This window comes from Shewanella cyperi, from assembly GCF_017354985.1.
In the GTDB taxonomy this organism is placed as follows: Bacteria; Pseudomonadota; Gammaproteobacteria; order Enterobacterales; family Shewanellaceae; genus Shewanella; species Shewanella cyperi.
This window is the reverse complement of the sequence record NZ_CP071501.1, coordinates 1,149,119-1,171,562: the sequence shown is the minus strand read 5'-3', so window position 1 is coordinate 1,171,562 and position 22,444 is coordinate 1,149,119. Positions and strand designations below refer to the sequence as shown.

14 protein-coding genes are annotated in these 22,444 nt (G+C 60.7%); 4 read left to right on the top strand and 10 right to left on the bottom strand.

What is annotated here, in order from left to right; genetic code table 11:
• The first annotated feature begins 266 nt into the window (after window positions 1-266).
• From xseB to dxs, 3 genes are read left to right on the top strand one after another with little or no spacing between them, the layout of a single operon-like run.
• Complete coding sequence (gene xseB, locus JYB84_RS04990) at window positions 267-506, top strand: exodeoxyribonuclease VII small subunit (RefSeq protein ID WP_207322335.1); 240 nt, start codon at window positions 267-269, stop codon at window positions 504-506.
• Complete coding sequence (gene ispA / locus JYB84_RS04985; RefSeq protein ID WP_207322334.1) at window positions 507-1,388, top strand: (2E,6E)-farnesyl diphosphate synthase; 882 nt, start codon at window positions 507-509, stop codon at window positions 1,386-1,388. It abuts the gene before it with no gap.
• 23 nt (window positions 1,389-1,411) lie between these two features.
• Window positions 1,412-3,277: a 1-deoxy-D-xylulose-5-phosphate synthase gene (dxs, locus tag JYB84_RS04980; RefSeq protein WP_207322333.1), complete on the top strand. Its 1,866-nt coding sequence runs from the start codon at window positions 1,412-1,414 to the stop codon at window positions 3,275-3,277.
• Window positions 3,278-3,622: 345 nt separating this feature from the next.
• Here dxs and grpE read toward each other — a convergent pair whose 3' ends face one another.
• Window positions 3,623-4,222: a nucleotide exchange factor GrpE gene (gene grpE, locus JYB84_RS04975; protein ID WP_207322332.1), complete on the bottom strand. Its 600-nt coding sequence runs from the start codon at window positions 4,220-4,222 to the stop codon at window positions 3,623-3,625.
• 98 nt (window positions 4,223-4,320) lie between these two features.
• Between grpE and nadK the strand changes: the two genes are divergently transcribed.
• On the top strand, window positions 4,321-5,199 hold the full coding sequence (gene nadK / locus JYB84_RS04970; RefSeq protein ID WP_207322331.1) for an NAD(+) kinase: 879 nt from the start codon (window positions 4,321-4,323) through the stop codon (window positions 5,197-5,199).
• 28 nt (window positions 5,200-5,227) lie between these two features.
• Here the strand turns inward: nadK and JYB84_RS04965 are convergent, their stop codons facing one another.
• From JYB84_RS04965 to glgB, 9 genes are all read right to left on the bottom strand, one after another.
• On the bottom strand, window positions 5,228-6,565 hold the full coding sequence (locus JYB84_RS04965) for an MATE family efflux transporter (RefSeq protein WP_207322330.1): 1,338 nt from the start codon (window positions 6,563-6,565) through the stop codon (window positions 5,228-5,230).
• Between the two features lie 90 nt (window positions 6,566-6,655).
• Window positions 6,656-7,678, bottom strand: coding sequence for a CobW family GTP-binding protein (locus tag JYB84_RS04960; protein ID WP_207322329.1), 1,023 nt, complete (start codon window positions 7,676-7,678; stop codon window positions 6,656-6,658).
• Between the two features lie 75 nt (window positions 7,679-7,753).
• Complete coding sequence (locus tag JYB84_RS04955) at window positions 7,754-9,172, bottom strand: DEAD/DEAH box helicase (protein WP_207322328.1); 1,419 nt, start codon at window positions 9,170-9,172, stop codon at window positions 7,754-7,756.
• A gap of 77 nt (window positions 9,173-9,249) precedes the next feature.
• Window positions 9,250-12,288 (bottom strand): EAL domain-containing protein, encoded by a 3,039-nt coding sequence (locus tag JYB84_RS04950; protein WP_207322327.1) that lies wholly within the window; start codon window positions 12,286-12,288, stop codon window positions 9,250-9,252.
• A gap of 83 nt (window positions 12,289-12,371) precedes the next feature.
• The gene (locus JYB84_RS04945) at window positions 12,372-13,949 is read right to left on the bottom strand and encodes a glycogen synthase (RefSeq protein WP_228290884.1); all 1,578 of its coding nucleotides are present in this window, start codon (window positions 13,947-13,949) and stop codon (window positions 12,372-12,374) included.
• Between the two features lie 44 nt (window positions 13,950-13,993).
• The gene (glgC, locus tag JYB84_RS04940; RefSeq protein ID WP_207322326.1) at window positions 13,994-15,262 is read right to left on the bottom strand and encodes a glucose-1-phosphate adenylyltransferase; all 1,269 of its coding nucleotides are present in this window, start codon (window positions 15,260-15,262) and stop codon (window positions 13,994-13,996) included.
• Window positions 15,263-15,420: 158 nt separating this feature from the next.
• A complete protein-coding gene (locus JYB84_RS04935; protein WP_207322325.1) occupies window positions 15,421-17,913 on the bottom strand; it encodes a glycogen/starch/alpha-glucan phosphorylase in 2,493 nt (830 codons plus the stop codon).
• A 13-nt stretch (window positions 17,914-17,926) separates the two neighbouring features.
• Complete coding sequence (gene glgX, locus JYB84_RS04930) at window positions 17,927-20,014, bottom strand: glycogen debranching protein GlgX (protein ID WP_207322324.1); 2,088 nt, start codon at window positions 20,012-20,014, stop codon at window positions 17,927-17,929.
• Window positions 20,011-22,434, bottom strand: coding sequence for a 1,4-alpha-glucan branching protein GlgB (gene glgB, locus JYB84_RS04925; RefSeq protein WP_207322323.1), 2,424 nt, complete (start codon window positions 22,432-22,434; stop codon window positions 20,011-20,013). The genes glgX and glgB overlap by 4 nt, the downstream gene beginning before the upstream one ends.
• Window positions 22,435-22,444 lie beyond the last annotated feature (10 nt).

The window sequence follows — 22,444 nt, the reverse complement described above, 5'->3', positions numbered from 1 at the left end:
TCAATGGTGTCGCCAAGGACGAAAAGAGATGTCCAAATCTGTCTGAAACCCTTATACCGGTTCTCCCGGGGTCTGGACAAGGGCGCGTCAGTCATTTGCTATTCTCAGTTATCGGACCGAACTTGGGCAAGTTTAGTGTCATTTTATTTTTTTCAACAAAAATTCAGCAACAAAGCGTGCAGCGAGGCAAATTTTGCCCGCCTGAATTTGACCCTGGTGGGCTCCTGAGATACCTTGTGTCGGCTAAATTTTCAGGAAGTGTGACAGTGGCCAAAAAACCCGACAGCTTAACCTTTGAAGAGTCCCTGCTTGAGCTCGAACGCATAGTGAGCGAGTTGGAACAGGGGGATGTGTCCCTCGATGATGCCCTCAAGCAATTCGAGCGCGGCATAGGACTGGTGCGCGCCAGCCAGGCCAAGCTGGAACAGGCGGAGCAAAAGGTCGCCATACTGCTCAAGCAGGAGCCGGATGCGCCCCTGGCAGACTTCCTGCCCGAGGGTGAATAAGTGCTCAAACACAGTCTGGCACTATGCCAAGCCCGGGTTGATGCCATTCTCGCCCGGGAAATTGATCAACTGGACGACGGCGCACCGCGCCTGAAGCAGGCCATGCGCCACGGCGCCCTCCTCGGCGGCAAACGTATCCGTCCCTTCCTGGTGTATGCCGTGGGAGAACTGCTGGGGGTCGATAAGCAGCAGCTCGACCCCTGCGCCGCCGCCATAGAATGTATCCACGCCTATTCGCTAATCCATGACGACTTGCCCGCCATGGACAACGACTGCCTGCGCCGCGGTCAGCCAACGGTACATATCGCCTTCGATGAGGCCACCGCCATTCTTGCCGGGGATGCGCTGCAAACCCTGGCCTTCGACATTATCAGCACCGCAGACGCCGAGCTGGATGCCCAGCAAAGGCTGCAAATGGTCAAGGCACTGGCCCAAGCCTCAGGTTATGCCGGCATGTGTGGCGGCCAGGCTATCGATCTTGCCGCCACCGGCCAAAGCATAGATTTGGCCCAACTGACCCGCTTGCACAACCTCAAAACCGGTGCCCTTATCCGCTGCGCCGCCGAGCTGGCGCTGATTGCCGCCAAGGCGCCTGAGTCGGAAAAAGCCGCCCTGCGCAGCTATGCCGATGCCATAGGTCTTGCCTTCCAGGTGCAGGACGATATTCTCGACATTACCGCCACCACCGAAGAGCTGGGCAAGCCCCAAGGCTCGGATCTGAACGCCAACAAGAGCACCTTTCCCAAACTGCTGGGATTGGCAGGCGCACAGCAAACGGCCGATAACCTGGTGGCCGATGCACTATCGGCGCTGGCAAAATTGCCATACAATAGCCAGTTACTTGCAGAATTCGCCCGCTTCATCATAGAGCGCCGGGTATAAAAAGAGAGTCATTGAACCTCGCTATGAGTTTGGACATTTCCCAATTTCCGGTACTGGCCAAGGCCAACACCCCAGAAGAACTCAGGCAATTGCCTCAGTCACAGCTGCCGCAACTGGCCAATGAATTACGCCAGTTCCTGCTTAAATCCGTTGGCATGTCCAGTGGCCACTTCGCCTCGGGTCTGGGTACGGTCGAGCTGACCGTGGCCCTGCATTATGTGTACAACACCCCCTTCGACCGCCTGATCTGGGACGTGGGCCACCAGGCTTACCCCCACAAGATCCTCACAGGTCGCCGCGATCGTATGCACACCATCAGGCAGAAGAATGGCCTGCATCCCTTCCCCTGGCGGGAAGAGAGTGAATACGACACCTTCAGCGTCGGCCACTCGGGCACCTCGGTCTCGGCCGCGCTCGCCATGGCGGTCGCCGCCGACAAGGAAAAGGCGGGGCGCAAAGTGGTGGCCGTTATCGGCGATGGCGCCATGACCGGCGGTATGGTGTTTGAAGCCATGAACCATGCTGGCGATCTCGACAAAGACATGCTGGTGGTGCTGAACGACAACGAGATGTCCATCTCGGAAAACGTCGGCGCCCTCAATAACCACCTGGCCCAGCTGATGTCCGGCCGCCTGTACACCACCATTCGCGAGAGCGGCAAAAAGGTGCTCAAGGGCATGCCGGTGATCAAGGAAATGGCCAGACGCACCGAAGAACACCTCAAGGGTATGGTCGTCCCCGGCACCCTGTTCGAGGAGCTGGGCTTCAACTACATAGGCCCCATCGACGGCCACGATGTGGATGCCATGGTCGAGACCCTGCGCAATATGCGCGGCCTCAAGGGCCCGCAAATCCTGCACATCATGACCAAGAAGGGCCGCGGCTACGAGCCGGCGGAAAAAGATCCCATTGGCTGGCATGCCGTGCCCAAGTTCGACCCCAGCCAGTTCCGCAAACCGGCCACCAAGCCGGGACTGCCCACCTTCAGTCAGGTGTTTGGCAAATGGCTGTGCGACATGGCCGAAAAAGACAGCAAGCTGCTCGGCATCACCCCGGCCATGCGTGAAGGCTCGGGTATGGTGGAATTTTCCCAGCGCTTCCCGGAGCAGTATTTCGATGCCGCCATCGCCGAGCAGCATGCCGTGACCCTGGGGGCCGGTTTTGCCTGCGAAGGCTATAAGCCCGTGGTCGCCATCTACTCCACCTTTTTGCAGCGCGGTTACGATCAGCTGATCCACGATGTGGCGCTGCAACGTCTGCCCGTGCTGTTTGCCATCGATCGCGGCGGCATAGTGGGTGCCGATGGTCCAACCCACCAGGGCGCCTTCGATCTCAGCTTCCTGCGCTGTGTGCCCAACATGCTGATCATGGCACCAAGCGATGAAAACGAATGTCGGCAAATGCTGTACACAGGCTATTGCCACAACGAAGGACCAAGCGCGGTGCGCTATCCCCGTGGCAGTGCCACAGGTGCCGAGCAGGTGGAACAAATGACTGCCCTGCCCATAGGCAAAGGGCTGGTGAAACGCCATGGCAAGGGCATAGCCGTGCTCAACTTCGGCACCACCTTGGCCGCAGCCCTGACCGCGGCCGAGGCGCTGGATGCCACAGTGGCCGACATGCGTTTCGTTAAGCCTCTGGATGAAGCCCTGGTGCTGGAACTGGCTGCCAACCATGAGGTGCTGGTGACTGTGGAAGAGAACGCCATCATGGGCGGCGCCGGCAGCGGTGTGCTGGAACTGCTGGCCAAACACCGCATCTGCAAGCCTGTGCTGCAAATCGGCCTGCCCGATGAGTTCATCAAGCACGGCTCGCCGGAAGAAATCATCGCCGAGCTGGGCCTCGATGCTGCAGGTATCGAGCGTCAGATCCGCGCCTATATCGACTGAGTTGCTGCTCGATAAGGTAAATAATCCACCTTCTGAAGAAGGTGGCTTTGCCTAAGCCCCCTAGAAGGGGGCCAAAAGCGACTATTATTTACCTTACCTACTTTCGTAGTTGTTTAGCCACTTGTGGAGCTGTGTGAGAGGTCACACAACCCAACTCGATAAGTCACAATGCCTGAGCCTCAATGTTCATTACAGGCAAAGCCTAAATTGATGATAACCACCTACTGAAGTAGGTGGTTTAGGGCTGAAAACAAAAAAAGGACTGCCTTGGCAGTCCTTTTCTATTATTGGGTTGGCAAGGGCTGATTAAGCCCCGAACTTAAGCCCCGGACTTAAGCCCCGAGCTTAAGCCTGAGTATCGACACCGCCGCCCTGGGAGATCATCACCATGGCGGGACGCAGCAGGCGACCATTGAGTTCATAGCCCTTCTGCATCACCAACATCACGGTATTGGCGGGGAAGTCATTGCTCGGCTGCATGCCGATGGCCTGGTGCTGCTCAGGGTTAAAGGCCTGACCCATGGGGTCAACCGCCTTGATCCCGAATTTTTCCACCGCGGTCTGCAGGCTCTTGAAGGTCAGCTCCACGCCTTCCATCATGGCCTTGCTGGCCTCGTCGCTGCTGCCACCGGCCAGGGCGCGCTCCATGTTGTCCAGTACCGGCAGGAGTTCGTTGGCAAACTTTTCCAGGGCAAACTTGTTGGCCTTCTCCACATCCATGGCGGCGCGGCGGCGAATGTTGTCCACTTCGGCGGCGGCACGGATCACTGAATCTTTCTGCTCCTCGACCTTGGCCTCGGCGCTGGCGAGAGCCTGTTCCAACTCCTCAACACGGAAATTGGCCTGGGTCAGCTCGTCAACCAGAGACGCCTCTTCGGTGACAATTTCGCTTTCCTGCACTGTATCCTGTGGATCTTGTTGTGGTTGGGTCGAATTCTTACTCATCTTAACTCCGGCTAAAAATGCTTTGTTTCTGCATAGGCTAGGCATATTATGGGGATCAATTCCGGCGTTTCAAGGCCTAAGGCACGCACTTTCCCCATATGACTTCCCCGTTTCACACCATAGGCCTGATTGGCAAACCCCATCACAGTGGCACCAACCTGACGCTCAAGCGGCTGCATCACTGGCTGACGACCCAGGGATTTGAGGTTCTGGTGGAAGAACGAGTGGCCGGTGAACTGGGCAATCAGGTGACCGCCGTGGATCTGCTGGAAATCGGCAGCCGCTGCGATCTTGCCATAGTGGTGGGCGGTGACGGCAACATGCTGGGGGCCGCGCGGGTGCTGGCGAGGTTCGATCTCGGCGTTATCGGGGTCAACCGCGGCAACCTGGGCTTCCTCACCGATCTGCCCCCCGATGGTTTTGAAGACATGCTGGCGGATGTGCTGGACGGCGACTTTGTCACCGAACACAGGTTCCTGCTGGAGGCTGAGGTGCACAGGCACGGCGCCATCAAGGCCAGCAACACCGCGGTCAACGAAGCCGTGTTGCACCCGGGCAAGATAGCCCACATGATTGAATACGAGGTCTACATAGACGATCAGTTTATGTACAGCCAGCGGGCCGACGGCATGATAGTCTCGACCCCAACCGGGTCCACAGCCTACTCACTGTCGGCCGGCGGCGCCATACTCACCCCCAATCTGCAGGCGCTGATCCTGGTGCCCATGTTCCCCCACACCCTGTCTTGCCGCCCCATAGTGGTGGACGCCCACTCCACCATCAAGCTGGTGGTGTCGCCGGACAATGACGAGAACCTGGAAGTCAGCTGTGACGGCCATGTGACCCTGGCGGTACTGCCCGGCGATGAGATCATTATTCGTCAGAGCGCCGAGCGCCTGCGGTTAATCCACCCCAAGGGCCACAATTATTTCCACGTGCTGCGTAACAAACTCGGCTGGGGCAGCAAACTGTTCTGAACAAGCTGTTCTGAGCAAGCAGTTCTGATTAGCCCAGAGCCCGGTCAACGATCCTGAAGCGGCGCCACATCCACAGGCAGAGGCCGCTGCTGACACAGGCCAGCGACACCCAGACCCCCTTGACCCCGAACAGCCAGGCAAAGCTGTAGATCACCAGGGCTATCAGCAACAACTTGCTACCGGTCAGTATCGAGGCTTCCCTGGGCCTGTTGGTGGCCTGGAAGAAACTGGCCCCCACCAGGATCATGCCCTCAAAGGGCAAACCCCAGAAATACAGCCCCATGGCCTGTGTGGCCACCGGCCTGAGTTCGGCATTATCCCCGGCAAACACATACAGCATCCACTCTGGGTGACGGTAGAGCACAATCAGCCCAAGACCTGCCACCAGCAGTGCCGCGCTCAGCGCCAGCCGCCTGGCCTCCCGTACCCTGTCGTGGCGCCCGGCGCCGGCATTGAAGCTGAGGATCGGCTGAGTGCCCAGGGCGATCCCCTCGAAGATCAGATAGAAGAAGGCTTCGGTATAACTGACCACCCCATAGGCGGCCACGTGCAGCGGCGTTCCTACCCACAGCAGCGCCGTGTTGTGCAGCGTCAACACTATCGACAGGTACAGATTCATCAGCAGACTGGGCAGGCCCACCCGGGCGATATTGAGACAGTTGTCCAGGGTCAGCGCCATCTGGGTCAGGTTAATCCTGAGTTTGGTGCGGGGGCCGAAGAAATGTACCAGACACAGACCGCCGGTCACCGCCTGGGACAACATGGTGGCTATGGCGGCACCGGCCAGTCCCAGGGGAAACACCATCATCAGCAGGTAATCGAGCAGGGTGTTGAGCAGACCGCCGCCAATCAGCACCCAGGTCACGAAGCCCGGACGACCGTCGTTGCGCAGCAAGGTGGTGAAGCTCATGGAGATGATGGGGAAAATACACAGGGCGTAGTACCAGAACAGATACTGATTGGCGCTGTCCAGCACCTCACCCTCGGCCCCGAGCCAGCGCAGAATATCGTGGGAAAAGACTGTGCCCAGGGTGCCCAGTATCAGGGCACTGAGCAGGCACAGGCTGAAGGCGTTACCGAGCAGGCGTCTGGCCCTGGCCTCATTGCCCTGCCCCAGATTGATGGACACCAGCGCCGCCGCCCCCATGCCAAGCAAGGCCCCCACGGCATACACCAGGGCACCGACCGGATAGGCCAGCATCATGCCCGCCAGCCCCTGAGCCCCCAGCAGATGGCCGACAAACATGCCGTCTATGGTGACATAGATGCCTGTGACCAGCATGGAGGCCACGGTCGGCAGGGTATAGCGCCAGAACAGCCTGGGCAGTGGCAAGCGGATCAGCGGGTTATCCTGGGGCTCGGACATTCACTTGGCTCTTTGTTTTTATGGGCATGCAGCCTGGAAAATGCTGCCGATTCTACCGCAAACGGCCCGGCGCCGCAGCCCCGACCGCCATCATGATGCACTGAAACAGGCCTTTACCCCCTGCTCCAGCTGCGCCCAATCGAGCGGCTGCTCGGAGATAATCTCCAGACGGGAGTCGAGGGCATCGTCAAGCTCCGCCAGCTTAAGCTCATCCCCCAGGCGATTGATGGCCAAAATGCCATCGGCAGTGATCATCACAGCCTTGAGCCGCAAAGAAGGCACGGCATTCACCCAATTGAGCAAGGCATCGAAATCAAATTGCCAGCCGGCGCCGAAGATCCAGCCACAGCTGTGCATAGGGCCTTCGCTGTGTTCTCGCCTGAGTATGGCGTCCTGAGCAGGTTGCGGATCTGGCTCAGTTTCCCGGCTGTCGAACACTGAGCCCGGCGCCAAAGGCGTAAGCGCTTGTCGCAACAAGCTGTCATTTGGCGTCTTAGTTCTGGGTTCGAGTCTGGACCGGGTCAGCCAGGGGGCATAAGTTAAGGGTTTATCCCCTATGCTGAGGATTTCCTGCCGCAAGCCTCGCTCCGTAAGATAATTTTGCAACGCCGCCAAGGCATCCGGCCCCCAGGCATCGGCCTTGCTGGCGAGGATAAGATCCGCCACCGCCAGCTGATCGTTGAACAGGGGATTGCCCGTGTAGCGCGGGTCATTCAGTACCCTGGGGTCCACCAGGCACACTGTGGTCTGTATGCTGAGCACGGGTGCCAGATAGGGATTTTGCAGCAGTTTCAGAATTTGCGCCGGGTGCCCAAGCCCAGTGGGTTCTATCAGCAGGCGATCGGGCCTGGCCTTTGCCAGCAATTGGTTAACCGCCACCTGGGTCGGCACCCCGGCGGCGCAGCACAGGCAGCCCCCCGGCACTTCGCGAATAACCACTTCGGCGTGTTTGCCCAGCAGCGCCGCATCCAGGCCCACCTCGCCGAACTCATTGAGCAGCACGGCCCAGGTTTCGCCTTCGGGTTTGTGGGCCAGCAAGCGACCGATAAGGGTGGTTTTGCCACTGCCGAGAAAGCCGGTGATAAGGTTCACCGGGACCGGATTGCGGATCATGGAATTCCTGGAATATCAGCGTTTGGCGCCCAGCATAACAGCCTCAAAGGGGGCCAGCCACACAGGGCCAGGCGCTCAGCGACCGGCTTTGCCGCCGGGGGATTTTTTCCCGGGTGCGCCGAAAGCTTTCCTATTAAGGTTGTCACCCCTGCTATCGGGGTTTCTGTTACCTGAGCCTCTGTTACCTGAGCCCCTGTTTCCTTGGCTACTGCTACCTGAGCCTCTGTTTCCAGAGCTACTGTTACCTGGGCCCCGGGCATCCGAGCGCCGCCGCGGTTTGTCTTCCCGGTAGCCACCGGCGACAGCGCCCCCCTCGGGTGGCAATTCCCGGTAACGGGCCGGCAACGGCGCCCCCGGCTCATAACCGGCAGGAAATGCCGCGTCGGGCAGCGCAATGCCGGCCTTGGCCGCAATCAGCTTCAAACGCGGCAACTCCTTGGCAGTCACCAAAGTCAGCGCCAGGCCATCCTGACCGGCGCGGGCGCTGCGGCCTATCCTGTGGGTGAAGTCTTCGTCGGCCTCCGGCAGGCCAAAGTTGACCACCACGGGCAAGGCCTCGATATGCAGGCCCCGGGCCGCCACATCGGTTGCCACCAGCACCCTGAGCTTGCCCTCCTTGAAAGCGTCAAGGGCCCTGTTGCGTGCCCCCTGAGTGCGCTCACCGTGGAACTCTTCGGCCTTGAGACCATCGAGTTTCAACTCCTGGCACAGTTGCCCTGCCTGCTGCCGGGAGGCGACAAACACCAGCACCTGCTGCCAGTTGTTGCGGCCAATGAGCTCGGCCAGAAACTCACTGCGCCGCCGGCTGTCCAGTTGCCACACCTGCTGGCTGAGTTTGCCCTCGGCCTCAGTGGCCGTCGCCTGGATCCACAGGGGATCCCGCAGCAGCTCCCGTCCCAGCGCCTGCACCCTGGCGTCGAAGGTGGCAGAAAAGCACAGGGTCTGGTGCTCGGCGGCTATCAGGGCCCGGCATTTGTGAATATCACGCACAAAGCCCAGATCCAGCATGCGGTCGGCCTCATCGACCACCAGAACCGAAACCGCATCCAGGCGCAGTCCGAAATGATTGACCAGATCGAACAGCCGTCCCGGGGTTGCCACCAGGAGGTCAATTCCGCTCGCCAGTGCCCTGGCCTGGGGACGAATGTTGGCACCGCCGTACACCGCCAGGGTCCGCAGCGCAGTGGCCTGGCTGTAGCGCTCGGCGGCCAGGGCCACCTGCTGGGCCAACTCCCGGGTCGGCACCAGCACCAGGGCTCTTGGCCCAGCGTTGGCCTGTGCCTGTTCCTGTGCCGATGAGGCATTTAGCCTTTGCAGCAGCGGCAGCAAAAAGGCCGCTGTTTTGCCCGTGCCTGTGCGGGCGCAGGCCAACATGTCCCGCCCCTTGAGCGCCTCGGGGATCACCTGTTGCTGTATCGGAGTCGGCTGCCGATAACCCACATCGGCAACGGCATGCAGCAAGGGCTGGTCAAGGCCGAGTTGTTCAAAGCTCATGGAGGGGTGTCCTAATTTCGGTGACTGGGGTAAAAACAAAGGCGGCGAGTATACGCCCGATGGGGCAAGCATGAAAGTCAGGCATTGGCCTTGGCATCCAGCAGGAACTCTTGCTCGAACTCGGCGGCGCTCATGGGACGGGAGAACAGGTAGCCCTGGGCATAGTCGCAGCCCATGTTACGCAGCAGTTCACGCTGGTCCTCGCTCTCGACCCCTTCGGCTATCACCTTCATCCCGAGTTTATGGGCCATGACGATAATGGCCTCGCACAGGGAATGATCGCTGGAATCATCCACCAGATTGCGGATAAAGGACTGATCGATTTTCAAATAATCTATATCGAACTTTTTCAGGTAGGCCAAAGAGGAATAGCCGGTGCCAAAGTCATCCAGGGCCACCTGAATGCCGGCATCGCGGTAAGCCAGCAGCTTATCCGATACCCCGGTGGCGGCGTCGAGCAGCAGACCCTCGGTGATCTCAACACATATGCCGCCGGGCCCCAATTGCAGCTCCTTAAGCAGTGACATCCAGCGGCTGAAATATTCCCCCTCATCACGGAACTGGATTGGTGACTTGTTGATACTGAGCTGCACTATACGTTCATGTTTTTGTTGCCATTCCTTACTCTGTCTTGCCGCCTGTTCCAGCACCCAGGCACCTATCTCCAGAATAAGGCCTGTCTCCTCGGCCACGGGAATAAAGTCCGCCGGTGAAACATAGCCGCGGGTCTCATGCTGCCAGCGCAGCAGCACCTCGGCCTTGTGAATGTCGCCGCTTTTCAGCTCCACTATCGGTTGGAAAAACAGGCTGAACTCCTGCCGCTCCACAGCCAAACGCAAGTCCTGAATAAGGTGCATGCGGAAATGGGCATATTCCTGCATTGAGGGGGTGAAGAAGTTGAAGCGGTTGCGGCCCTGGGCCTTGGCGGCATACATGGCTTGGTCGGCGTGTTTCAGCAGCGCCTCGCGGCTGTCGGCATCCTCGGGATACAGGGTAATGCCGATACTGGCGCTGATGTAACTGGTGTGCTCCCCCAGTTGATAGGGTTCGGCCAGGGCCTTGAGGATCTGGGCCGCCACCCGCTCGACCCCGGATTGATCGGCAATGTCCCGCAGGATCACGGTAAACTCATCGCCCCCCAGGCGTGCCACCACGTCCGAATCGCGCACGCACAGTTGCAGGCGGCGACTGCACTCAACCAGCAGCTGATCACCCATGTCATGGCCTAGGGTGTCGTTGATTTCCTTGAAGAAGTCCAAATCAAGAAACAAGAGGGCAAAGTGACGCTTGCGCCGCTCGCAGGCAATGATTTCCCGTCCCAGGTAGTCGAGCAACATACGCCGGTTCGGCAAGCCGGTCAGCGGATCGTAATTGGCCTGCTGCCAGATCAGCTGCTCCTGCTGCTTCATTTCAGTGATATCCGAGAACAGCGCCACCCGCCGGTGTGGCCTGTGCTGGCGGTCGTAAATGGTATTGACCGTCAGCCAGATCAGATACTCGTCGCCGTTTTTGCGTTTTTGCCACATTTCTCCCTGCCAGTGGCCCTTTTCACGCAACTGTTGGTTCATCTCGCGATAGAAATTTTCACCGTTGGTATCGCAGTTGAACAGGGACACATGTTGCCCCTGAACCTCGCTTTCGTTGTAGCCAGTAATTCGGGAAAAGGCCGCATTGATGGTGATGATGTGGCCCTTGGCGTCGAGCACACTCATGGCCTCGCTGGAACTGTTGTAGACCGAGGCCGCCAGCTCCAGGGACTCCTGTTGTTTGCGACTCTGGGTGATGTCCACATGAATGCCGCACATACGCAAGGGTTTGCCCTGCCCGTCACTGGCCACCACCCGGCCCCGATCGCGGATCCAACGCTCGGTGCCATCGGCGGTTTTCAACCGGTAATCAATGCTATAGCTGGCGGTACGGCCCTGTAAATGCAGCTCCATGGCCCTGAGCATTTCCACCCTGTCGTCGGGATGGATGGCGTTTACCCAGATCCTGTGGTTTTCCATCAACTCGTTATGGCTGACTCCCAGCATCTGGGCGCAGCGCTCATTGCGAATAACGTCATCCCTGGGGATATCCCAGTCCCAAAAACCCAGCTCGCCGCTGTCGAGCACCAGCTGCAGTTGCTCGCGACTGGCGCTGACCGACTGCTCCGCCAGGGTCTGCTCAGTGATATCCAGAAAGCCGGCGATCACCAGTTGCACCCGTCCGCCACTGCGTTTGCAGGAGACGCTCATCAGGGTGTAGACCAGGGTGCCGTCTTTGGCGAAGAAACGTTTCTTGAGCTCGTACTGGTCAATCTCCCCCAGCAGCAGGCGTTCGAACTGTTGGGTGTCGGTATAGAGATCGTCCGGGTGTGACAGCTGATCCCAGCCCAGACGCAGCAGCTCCTTTTCGCTGTATTTGAACATCTGGCACAGGCGCGAATTGACCTTGATCCAGCACTTGTCGACCGTGCCTATGGCTATGCCTATGTTGCCGGCGTCGAACTGGGAGCGGAACAGGAAGTCATCCTGCAGGCGCATCTTGTCATCCCGCTCAATTTCGATACGCCGCGACAGCAAGCGCCCCACCATCATGGTTGCCAGCGGGTATATGGTCAGCACCGGCAGGGTGATCTGTGTCAGTACTCCCTTGGCCGTCTCCCAGGGCAAAAACAACATCCAGGACAGCATGATAAGATGTACCAGGAAACCTATGCCATAGAGCTCGCCCCAGCCCATGGATGCCAGCATGGATTTACGGCGACTGCGCCACAGGGCCCCCACGGCGCCACTGGAGATGATGACAGCTATGCCTATCCATACCGCTGGGCCGCCGATGGCGTAGCGATAGGCAGCCGTCATGATCACGGCAACCGTGGTGGGCAGGCCACCGAAAAACAAACCGGAGACGGCCAGGAGTACCGAGCGGGTATCGAAGATGATGCCGGGGGCAAAAACCCAGGGTGTCGACATGATTGTCATGCCGATGGCGCCGACGATAACCCCTATGCCGAGGCGCCAGAGCAGGAAGTACTTGCGTTTGTGACGGCGGGGAATGGCGTCATAGACGAACACCAACGCCAGCAGCAGGGCCGCGTTCTGGATCAACGGAAAGAAAATGCCCTGCTCCATGAAGCGCCCTATCCCCTTAGCCGTGTGTTTACCTCTTTTTTATCAATTGAGTGTAGCAGATATCCACAGCGACTCAGGGGACATCAGGCATACAGCAAATCGGCATATTGCCGGGCCTGGGCGGGCCAGTCGAAACGGCTGGCGGCGGCGTTGGCGGCCACCTGACGCCAGGTATCCGAGCCCACCAGGGGCAGCAGCTCCGCGAGGCGTGCCAGCAGCGCTTCTCCCTGGGCCAGAGGGGTCTCGCCCTGAAACGACCAGCCGTTATGGCCATGGCTAACCGTGTCCACCAGACCGCCGACGCCATGCACCAGACAGGGCTGACCGGCACGCATGGCCAGCATCTGGCTGATGCCGCAGGGCTCGAAGGAGCTTGGCATCAGGAACAGATCGCCCCGCAGATACAAAGCCTCGGACAGGGCTTCATCATAGTGGTTGATAAACAGGAAGTTATCCTGCTGCGCCGCTATTGCCTGAAACTCCCGACCTATGTCCTCATCGCCGCTGCCGAGCATGATGAGCCGGGCATCCGGGCGCCAGGCCCGCAGCTGCGCCAGCAGCGCTTCCAGCACAGTCTCGCCGCTGCCGCGCCTCTGCCGCAATATTTGCACCTTCTGGGCGGTGAGCCGGCCCACTGAACTGATAACAAAGGCCTGCTCATTGTCGAACAGTTCAGGCAGGCGGGCGGCGGCGATAAAGTCCACCGCCGCCACCTCCCGTCTGTGGGCCTGCACCCGGATCAGGGTCCGCTTTATGGTGCGCACCAGCTCTGAGGCCGTTGGCCTCACTGAAGGATTGCCGTCATTGTCATAGTTGCAGCCATTGAGTATCCCCACCAAAGTGCCCCTGTCCCTGTGGCGCGCCAAATCCAGCTCCAGCGACTCGCCGCCGATAAAGCCCGCCTCGGGCCTTGAGGGCAGCAGCACCTCCTCGCAGTAGTGGGGCGACACCAGATGCACCCTGTCCACCAGATTGATGGCGGCGCGCAGCGGATTGATGCAGCCGCCGTAGCGCCGGTCTGCCAGCTGGGCCAGCTGAGCGCCGTCGAGGGAGGCAAACAGGGCCGGGAACCAGGCCGCCAGCGAGGAGGACTCCTGGGCCAGGGGCCGGGTGCCCTGCAGCGCCAGATTGTGGACCGTCAGCACAGCCGGTATGTCCCTGAGAGCGAGATACCTTGGGTCGAAGGCCCGCAGCAGCGCAAAGGCCCCCATATGCCAGTCATGCAGATGCAGCACATCGGGCATGGGCACCAGGCCATTGCACAGGGCGGTGGCCGCCGCGACGCCGAACAGGGCGAAACGGTCGGCATCATCGGCAAAGGGCCGCTGGGGACTGCTCTGGTGGTAGAGCGCGGACGGCGCCGCATCCAGGCTGGGACCGTCGATAAGGTAAATCCGTGCCGATTGCGCCTTGGGGTGCGGCAAGATGGACAGACGCATGGACCAATGACCATCCCGGAACGGCACAACAAACTCTGCCACCAGGGCGGCACCGTGACGGCTTGCCAGAAAGCCGTAGCCCGGCATCAGCACAGAGGCGGCAATGTCCACCTGCTCCAGGGCGGCGGGCAAGTCGCCAATCACATCGGCCATGCCGCCCACCTTGGCACCTTTCAATACGGCGTTTTCAGCCGCCAACAACAACACTGACTTCAATCCCATTCCCCTTCAATTCCTACACACAGGCACACATAACGAAAAGCGCCTTATTCGTAGCCCACCGGCAGGCCCAGCATGTCGCGGGTCACCAGCACCACCCCCTTCTCGGACACCCGGAAGCCCTTGGCCCTGTCCTGGTCGTGGTTGTAGCCGATGACCATGCCCTCGGGAATAATGCAGCCGCGATCGATGATGGCGTTCTTGATTTTGCAGTGGCGCAGCACCACCACATCAGGCAACACCACAGAGTTTTCCACCGTCGAGAAGGAGCAGACCCGCACCTCGTTGAACAGCACGCTGTGGCGCACAGTGGCGCCTGAGATGATGCAGCCGCCGGATACCACTGAGTCCACCGCCATGCCGCGGCGCTCATCGTCATCAAAGACAAACTTGGCCGGAGGCAGCTGCTCCTGATAGGTCCAGATGGGCCACTTGGCGTCGTACAGGTTCAGTGCCGGGGTCGGTGACAGCAGCTCCATATTGGCCTGCCAGAAGGAGTCCAGGGTGCCCACATCGCGCCAGTAGGCCTGCTCATTGGGAAAGGCGCTCTTGAATGGATAGGCGAACACCTTGTGCTGCTCTATGATGGCCGGGATGATGTCCTTGCCGAAATCCCGGTCCGAGTCGGCGTTCTGGGCATCCTTTTTCAGCTGCTCAAACAGAAATTCGGTGTTGAACACATAGTTGCCCATGGAGGCCAGGCACAGCTCGGGATTGCCCGGCAGGCTGCGAGGCTGCGCCGGTTTTTCCTCGAACCCCAGGATGCGATTGCTCTCGTCCACCTCCATCACCCCGAAGGCATTGGCGGCCTCGGCCACAGGCACCTCCAGGCAGGAGACTGTCATGTCGGCACCGGACTCGGCATGGGCCGCCAGCAGGCCGGCATAGTCCATGCGATAGACGTGATCCCCGGAGAGGATCATCACGTACTTGGGCAGCTCGTGGCGGATAATGTCTATGTTCTGGAATACGGCATCGGCCGTGCCCTGATACCAGTTTTCCGAGTAGCGCTGGGAAGCGGGCAGGATTTCCACCGACTCCCCCAGCTCCTTCTTGAAATGGCCCCAGCCGCGCATCACGTGGCGGATAAGGGAGTGGGATTTGTACTGGGTCACCACCCCCACCCGGCGAATGCCCGAGTTGATACAGTTGGACAGGGGAAAGTCGATGATCCTGAACTTGCCGCCGAAATACAGCGCCGGCTTGGCGCGCCAATCGGTGAGTTCGTGCAGGCGCGAACCCCGGCCACCGGCGAGGATCAGCGCATAGGTTTCCCGGGTCAGGTTACTGATGTAGCGGGGGCTGGAATTAGGCATAGACATGTACTCCTTGGGTCAGACAACTCATCTTCGGGTTCCTTTTCAAAACCAAACGTTTTCGCATCGCATCAGGCTCCCTTCCATATTTCATCGCGCTAAGTGGCAATAGTTCGCTATGGTGACATCGCTGGAAAAAAGGCCAGCTAACAGACATCTCAGGCTCCCTTCCATATTTCATCGCGGTAATTCGCAATGGTGACATCGCTGGAAAAACGGCCACTGGCGGCGGTATTGCGTATGCTGCAGGCGGCCCAGCGCTCCGGATTGCGGTAGAGTTCGTTGGCCCTGTGCTGGGCCTGGCAATAGGCATCGAAGTCGGCGGCCAGCATCCACTGATCCCAGGGGCTCTCTATGGCCTGCACCAGGGGCTCGAAGATCCCAGGTTCCAGCAGGCTGAAATGACCGCTCTTGATCAGCTCCAGCACGGCCTTGAGCGCCGGTGATCTCTGGATAAACTCCTGGGGCCGGTAGTCCCGCTTCATGGCCGCCACCTCGTCGGCACTGAGGCCGAAGAGGAAGAAATTGTCCTCGCCCACCTCTTCCATCATCTCTATGTTGGCGCCGTCCAGGGTGCCTATGGTGAGGGCGCCGTTCATCATGAACTTCATATTGCCCGTGCCCGAGGCCTCCTTGCCGGCGGTGGAGATCTGCTCCGACAGATCCGTGCCGGGGCAGATGCGCTCCATGGCGCTGACGTTGTAATTTGGCAGGAAGGCAAAGCGCAGCCAGGGGGTGACCAGGGGATCTGAGTTGACCATGTGGGCCACGTTGCCCGCCAGCTTGATGATCAGCTTGGCCATGGCATAGCCCGGCGCCGCCTTGCCGCCGATCAGCACGCAGCGCGGCACCATATGCTCAGTGTCACCGGCGAGGATTTTCTGATACAGGTGGATCACATGCAGTATGTTGAGCAGCTGGCGCTTGTACTCGTGTATGCGTTTGACCTGCACATCGAACAGCATGGCAGTGTCAAACTGCACCTGGCACTCCCGCGACACCAGCTCAGCCAGGGCCTGCTTGTTGGCCTGCTTAACCTCGCGCCAGGCGTGGATAAAGTCCCGGTCGCCGCAGAAGGCATTGAGGCCCGACAGCAGGCTCAGATCCGACTTCCAGCCGCTGCCAAGGCGCGAGTCCAGCAGCGCCGCCAACCGCGGGTTGCAGTGTGCCAGCCAGCGCCTGGGAGTGACACCATTGGTCTTGTTGTTAAAGCGCTCGGGCCAGAGGGCATAAAAGTCGCGGAACAGCCCGTCTTTCAGCAAGCGGGTGTGCAGCGCCGCCACCCCGTTGACCGAGAAGCTGGCCACTATGGCGAGATAAGCCATACGCACCTGGGGTTCCGGCCCCTCCTCTATGATGGACATGGCCGCCAGCTTGTGGCCGTCCCCCGGCCAATGGTGTGCCACCGAGTCCAGATAGCGGGCATTGATCTCGAAGATAATCTCCATAATGCGCGGCAAAATGTGCCCCAGGGTGCGCACGCTCCAGCGCTCCAGCGCCTCCGGCAGCAGGGTGTGATTGGTGTATGCCATGGTGTGGCAGGTGATTTCCCAGGCCTGATCCCACTCCAGGCAATAGACATCCATCAGCAACCGCATCAGCTCGGGCACGGCGATGGCCGGATGGGTGTCGTTGAGCTGCACCACGTTGTGGCGGGCAAACTGGGAGAAATCCTCGCCGAAACGGCGCACATAGCGGCGCAGCAGATCCTGCAAACTGGCGGAGGACAAAAAGTACTGCTGCCTCAGCCTCAGCTCCTTGCCGTTCTCGCTGGCGTCGTTGGGATAGAGCACCATGGTAATCTGCTCCGCCAGGTTCTTGCGCGCCACCGCCTCGGCATAATCGCCCTGGTTGAATTCCTCCAGATCGAAATCATCTGTGGCCTCGGCCTTCCACAGCCTCAGGGTATTGATGCGGCCATTGCGATAGCCGGGCACCGGCATGTCGTGGGGCACGGCCAGCACGTCCTGGGTGCCGACCCACTGCATATGGCGCCGGCCGTTACGGTCCACATAGGATTCGGTGTGGCCGAAGAAGGGCACGGTCAGCGCCCGCTGGGCCTGGCGCACCTCCCAGGGATTGCCGTCCTTGAGCCAGCGATCCGGCCGCTCAATCTGGAAGCCGTCGACTATCTTCTGGGCGAACATGCCGTATTCGTAGCGAATACCGTAGCCTGTGACCGCCAGGTCCATGCTGGCACAGCTGTCGAGAAAGCAGGCCGCCAGCCGTCCCAGGCCACCGTTGCCAAGGCCTGCGTCGTGCTCGGCCTCCTCCACCGTCTCCAGCGCCACCGCATGTTCGGTCAGGCAGCGGCGGGCCTCGTCCGTGAGGTCGAGGTTCAGCAGTGCATTGCCCAGGGTGCGGCCCATCAGAAACTCCAGCGACAGATAGGCCACCTGGCGCCGGCCGTAATCGTTGTCGGCATTGCGGGTGGCGCGCCAGTCATCCAGCAGCTGCTCCTTCACCGACAGCGCCAGGGCCTGGAACAGATCCTCCACTCGGCGCTCATCCCGGCACAGGCCCGCCCGCAGATGGCGATTGAGGGTGGCCGCCAGCGCTTCACAGGGCTCGCAGGGTGGCAGGCGCTCACCTGTGTGCCCCGCATCCGTCGCTGCATACTTGTCTGCTTGAGCATCTGCTTGTTTCGCCATAGGAACTCCAGATTTAACAATCGCTTGCAATATGAATAAGGGCAGGCAGGGTGCCGTGGAACAACAGCACCCCCATGGCCGAAACCCAGATGTCGGCCCCCGGGGCCAGGCGGGTGCCCACCAGATCGCTGTCGGCGCTCGACAGCAGGCAGTGGAATTCACCCTCTATGGGCACGGCGGGAGCCTGGAAGCGCAGCGGCTCGCTGCCGGTATTGAGCATCACCAGCAGGGCATCGCTGTAGGGGGCTTCGCGGCAGGACAGCAGCAGGCTAAGGCAGGTGCAGTGGGCATCGCTCCACTGGCTGCGACTCATGGGCTCGCCAGCCTGACTGAACCAGGCCAGGGCCGCCGGTGCCGCCGGGTTATCGCAGTGGATATAACGCTCGCGGCACAAAAATCCGAAGCGGCGGCGGATGGCGATAAGATCCGCGGTAAAGCGCTGCATGGCGGGATCGGCCCCCTGCCAGTCAATCCAGCTGATGGCATTGTCCTGGCAATAGGCATTGTTGTTGCCGCGCTGGCTGTGCCACAGCTCGTCGCCCGCCAGCAACATGGGCACCCCCTGGGACAACAACAGGCAGGCCAGCAGGCTGCGGGCCTTGCGTTGGCGCAGCGCCTCCAGCCCGGCACCACCTTCGCCTTCCAGACCATGATTGCTGCTGAAGTTTTCATTGTGGCCGTCGCGGTTGTCCTCGCCGTTGGCCTCGTTGTGGCGGCGGGCGAAACTGAGCAGATCCCTCAAGGTAAAACCGTCGTGGCTGCAGATGAAGTTGATACTGGCGGCGGGCCCCCGGCCCGTGTGTTCGAACAGATCGCTGGATCCATGGAAGCGGCGGGCAAACTCAGGCAGCATGCCGGGATCGCCGCGCCACAGGCGCCTCAGGGTATCCCGGTACCTGTCGTTCCACTCGGAAAAACTCACAGGAAAGTGTCCCAGCTGGTAGCCGCCCGGCCCCACGTCCCAGGGCTCGGCAATCAGCTTTACCTGCCGCAGCACGGGATCCTGGGCCAGGGCATCGAAGAAACCGGCGCCCGCATCGAAGCCATAGGATTCGCGGCCGAGACAAGCGGCGAGATCGAAGCGGAAACCGTCGACGCCACCGACCTCGACCCAGTAGCGCAGCGAGTCCATCACCAGGGTCAGCACCTGGGGCTGGCACAGGTCAAGGGTATTGCCGCAGCCGCTGTCGTTGATATAGAAACGGCCATCGCCACCGCTGAGGCGGTAGTAACAGGCGTTGTCTAGGCCGCGGAAGCTGTAAATCGGCCCCAAACGGTTACCCTCGGCGCTGTGGTTGTAGACCACATCCAAAATCACTTCGACGCCAATGCCGTGGAGCGCATCCACCATGGCGCGGAACTGGGCTATATCGCCGTAGGGGCTGTGGGGCGCCATAAAGCCAATGCTGTTGTAGCCCCAGTAATTGACCAGGCCCTTGTCGAGCAAAAAGGGCTCGCTGAAAAAGGCCTGCACAGGTAAGAGTTCGATGGCGCTGATCCCAAGACTTTGGAAATAGGCCAGCACAGCAGGTTCGGCGAGGGCGGCAAAGGTGCCCCGCTTGGACTCTTCTATGCCGGGAAAGCCCATGGAAAAGCCCTTGAGGTGCAGCTCATACAGCACACTTGCCGCCATGGCATGGCCGGGTTTGGCATGCTGAAAGGACGGCAAGGCATTGATGTCCAGCACCAGACACTTGGGCATCAGCCCGGCGTTGTCTGTCTCATCCAGCAGCGCGTCTTCCAGGGCCTGGCCCGGCACATGGGCGTAGCTGGCCCCGGAAATCCGCGGCACACCGGTCAGCGCCCTGGCATAGGGGTCCAGCAGCAGCTTGTGGCGATTGAACCTGTGGCCCAGGGTCGGTTCCCAGGGGCCATGGGCCCGAAAACCGTAGGCCTGACCGGCACCAAGGCCATCGACCCACAGGCACCACCAGAAACCCTGCTGCACCATGGGCAGACGGGCGGTTTCCATGCCAGCTGCGTCAAACAGGCACAGCTCCAGCGCCGCGGCGTGGCGGCTGAAGACGGAGAAATTGACCCCGCCCTCCCCCAGGCTGGCGCCCGGGGGATAGACCTTGCCGACGCGGCAGCGGCCTGTCATGCGCCCGTTCCCTTGGTGGTTTTGGGCTTGGCGGCGGCCTTGGGTTTAGCTGCGGCCTTGGACTTGCTCGCGGTCTTGGATTTAGCGGCCGCCTTGGGGCTCTCGGCCTTGGACTTGCTCACAGTCTTGGGTTTGGCGACGGCCTTGGGCTTGGCCGAAGTCTGAGCCTTGGTCTCGGGCATGGCTTCGGAAAGGGTTTCGGGAGTGGCTTTACTGACTGCAATAGCGGCTTCCGGCGCCAAGACCACACAAGCCAGCGGCGGCACAGTCACCAGGGCGCTGTGCTCCATGTCCTGCCAGGGTGTTTCTTCGGCCTGGATCCCGCTGCCGTTGCCCACATTGCTGCCGCCATACACCTCGCTGTCGCTGTTGAGCAGCTCCTGCCACAGCCCCGCCCTGGGCAGGCCCACCCTAAAGCCCTGGTACACATTCGGGCTCATGTTGATGATAAACAGCAGCTCCTCATCGCCGTGGCGACGCAAAAACAGCAGCACGGACGCCTCGGCATTGTCACAATCGAGCCAGCGGAAACCGTCGGGGGAGCTGTCGGTCAGCGCCAGGCAGGGCCGCTCGCGGTAAAGGCGGTTGAGATCCTTAAGCCAAAGTCCCAATTGCTGATGGGGCGCGTATTGCAGCAGGTGCCAGTCGAGGCTGCGGTCATGGTTCCATTCGTCGCGCTGGCCAAACTCGCTTCCCATAAACAGCAGCTTCTTGCCGGGATGACCCCACATAAAGCCGTAGAAGGCCCTCAGGGTGGCGAACTTCTGCCAGTCGTCACCGGGGATTTTTTCCAGCAGGGCGCGCTTGCCGTGCACCACCTCGTCGTGGCTGATGGACAGGATAAATTGCTCGCTGAAGGCGTACATCAGGCCGAAGGTCAGCTGGTTGTGATGGTGACGGCGGAAGATGGGATCCCGGCCCAGATAGTCCAGGGTATCGTTCATCCAGCCCATGTTCCACTTGAAGCCAAAGCCGAGGCCGCCGCTCTCTATGGGACGGCTGACGGCGGGCCAGGCGGTGGACTCCTCGGCTATCACCATCACCCCGGGGCACTCGCGGTACAGGGTCTGGTTCAGCAGCTTGAGGAAGTCTATGGCCTCCAGATTTTCGCGGCCGCCGTGACGGTTGGGCAGCCATTGGCCCTCTTCGCGGCTGTAGTCCAGGTACAACATGGAGGAGACAGCGTCGAGGCGCAGGCCGTCGAGGTGGAATTCCTTCAGCCACCAGGCGGCGTTGGAGATGAGGAAGCTCACCACCTCGCCGCGACCGTAGTTGAAGATGGCCGTATCCCAGTCGGGGTGGCTGCCCTGGCGGGGATCTTCGTGCTCATACAGGCAGGTGCCGTCGAAGCGCGCCAGACCGTGGTGATCCTTGGGAAAGTGGGCCACTACCCAGTCCAGCAACACGCCTATGCCGGCCCTGTGGCAGGCGTCCACCAGATACCTGAGGCCATCGGCGTCACCGAACCTCTGGGTCGGGGCGTAGAGGCCCACGGGCTGGTAGCCCCAGGAGCCGTCGAAGGGAAATTCACTGAGCGGCATCAGCTCTATATGGGTAAAGCCCAGCTGCTGCACATGGGGCACCAGCTGATCCGCCAGCTCGCGGTAGCTGAGGAACTGCTCGCCATTGTCCCCCTTGCGGCGCCAGGAACCCAAATGCACCTCGTAGATGGACAGGGGCTTGAGGTGCTGATCGCCAAGGCGAGCCTGCATCCAGGCCTCATCCTGCCACTGGAAACGGCTCTTGGGCGCTACCCGCGAGGCATTGTTGGGGGCCCCTTCCATGGCATGGGCGTAGGGATCGGCCTTGACCAGGCACTCGCCCTGCTCTGTCATGATTTCGAACTTGTAGTGATCGCCGGCCCTGGCCGCCGGGATAAACAGCTCCCAGACGCCGTTGGCGGGATGGCGGCGCATCACATGCACCCGGCCATCCCAGTGGTTGAAGTCGCCAACCACGGACACCCGCCGGGCGTTGGGGGCCCAGACGCAAAACAGGATCCCCTCAACCCCATCGACGCTGCTGTGGGTGGCGCCCATAAAACCCTGGGCATTGAACTGGCGCCCTTCGCTGAACAGGTACAGATCTTCCTCCCGCAGCAGGCTGGCAAACTGGTAGGGATCGCAGATGTCCAGCGTCGCCAGGGGATAGCGTACCCGCAGCAGATAGGGAAAGGCCTGCTTGCGACGGCCGGCGAGGCCGGCAAACAGCCCCTCGCTACCGCAGGGCTCGAGACTGGCGACCTTCTTGCCGTCCTTGCGGCCGATAAGCTCTACCGCTTCGGCCCCCGGCAGAAAACAACGCACCATGAGGCCATCGGCCACCTTGTGCATGCCGAGCAGGGAGAAGACATCGATAAACTCGCCACGGGCCAAGGCATGGGCGGCGCTGGGTTCAAAGGCGGGTGCTTGTTGGGTCATGGTCGGTCCC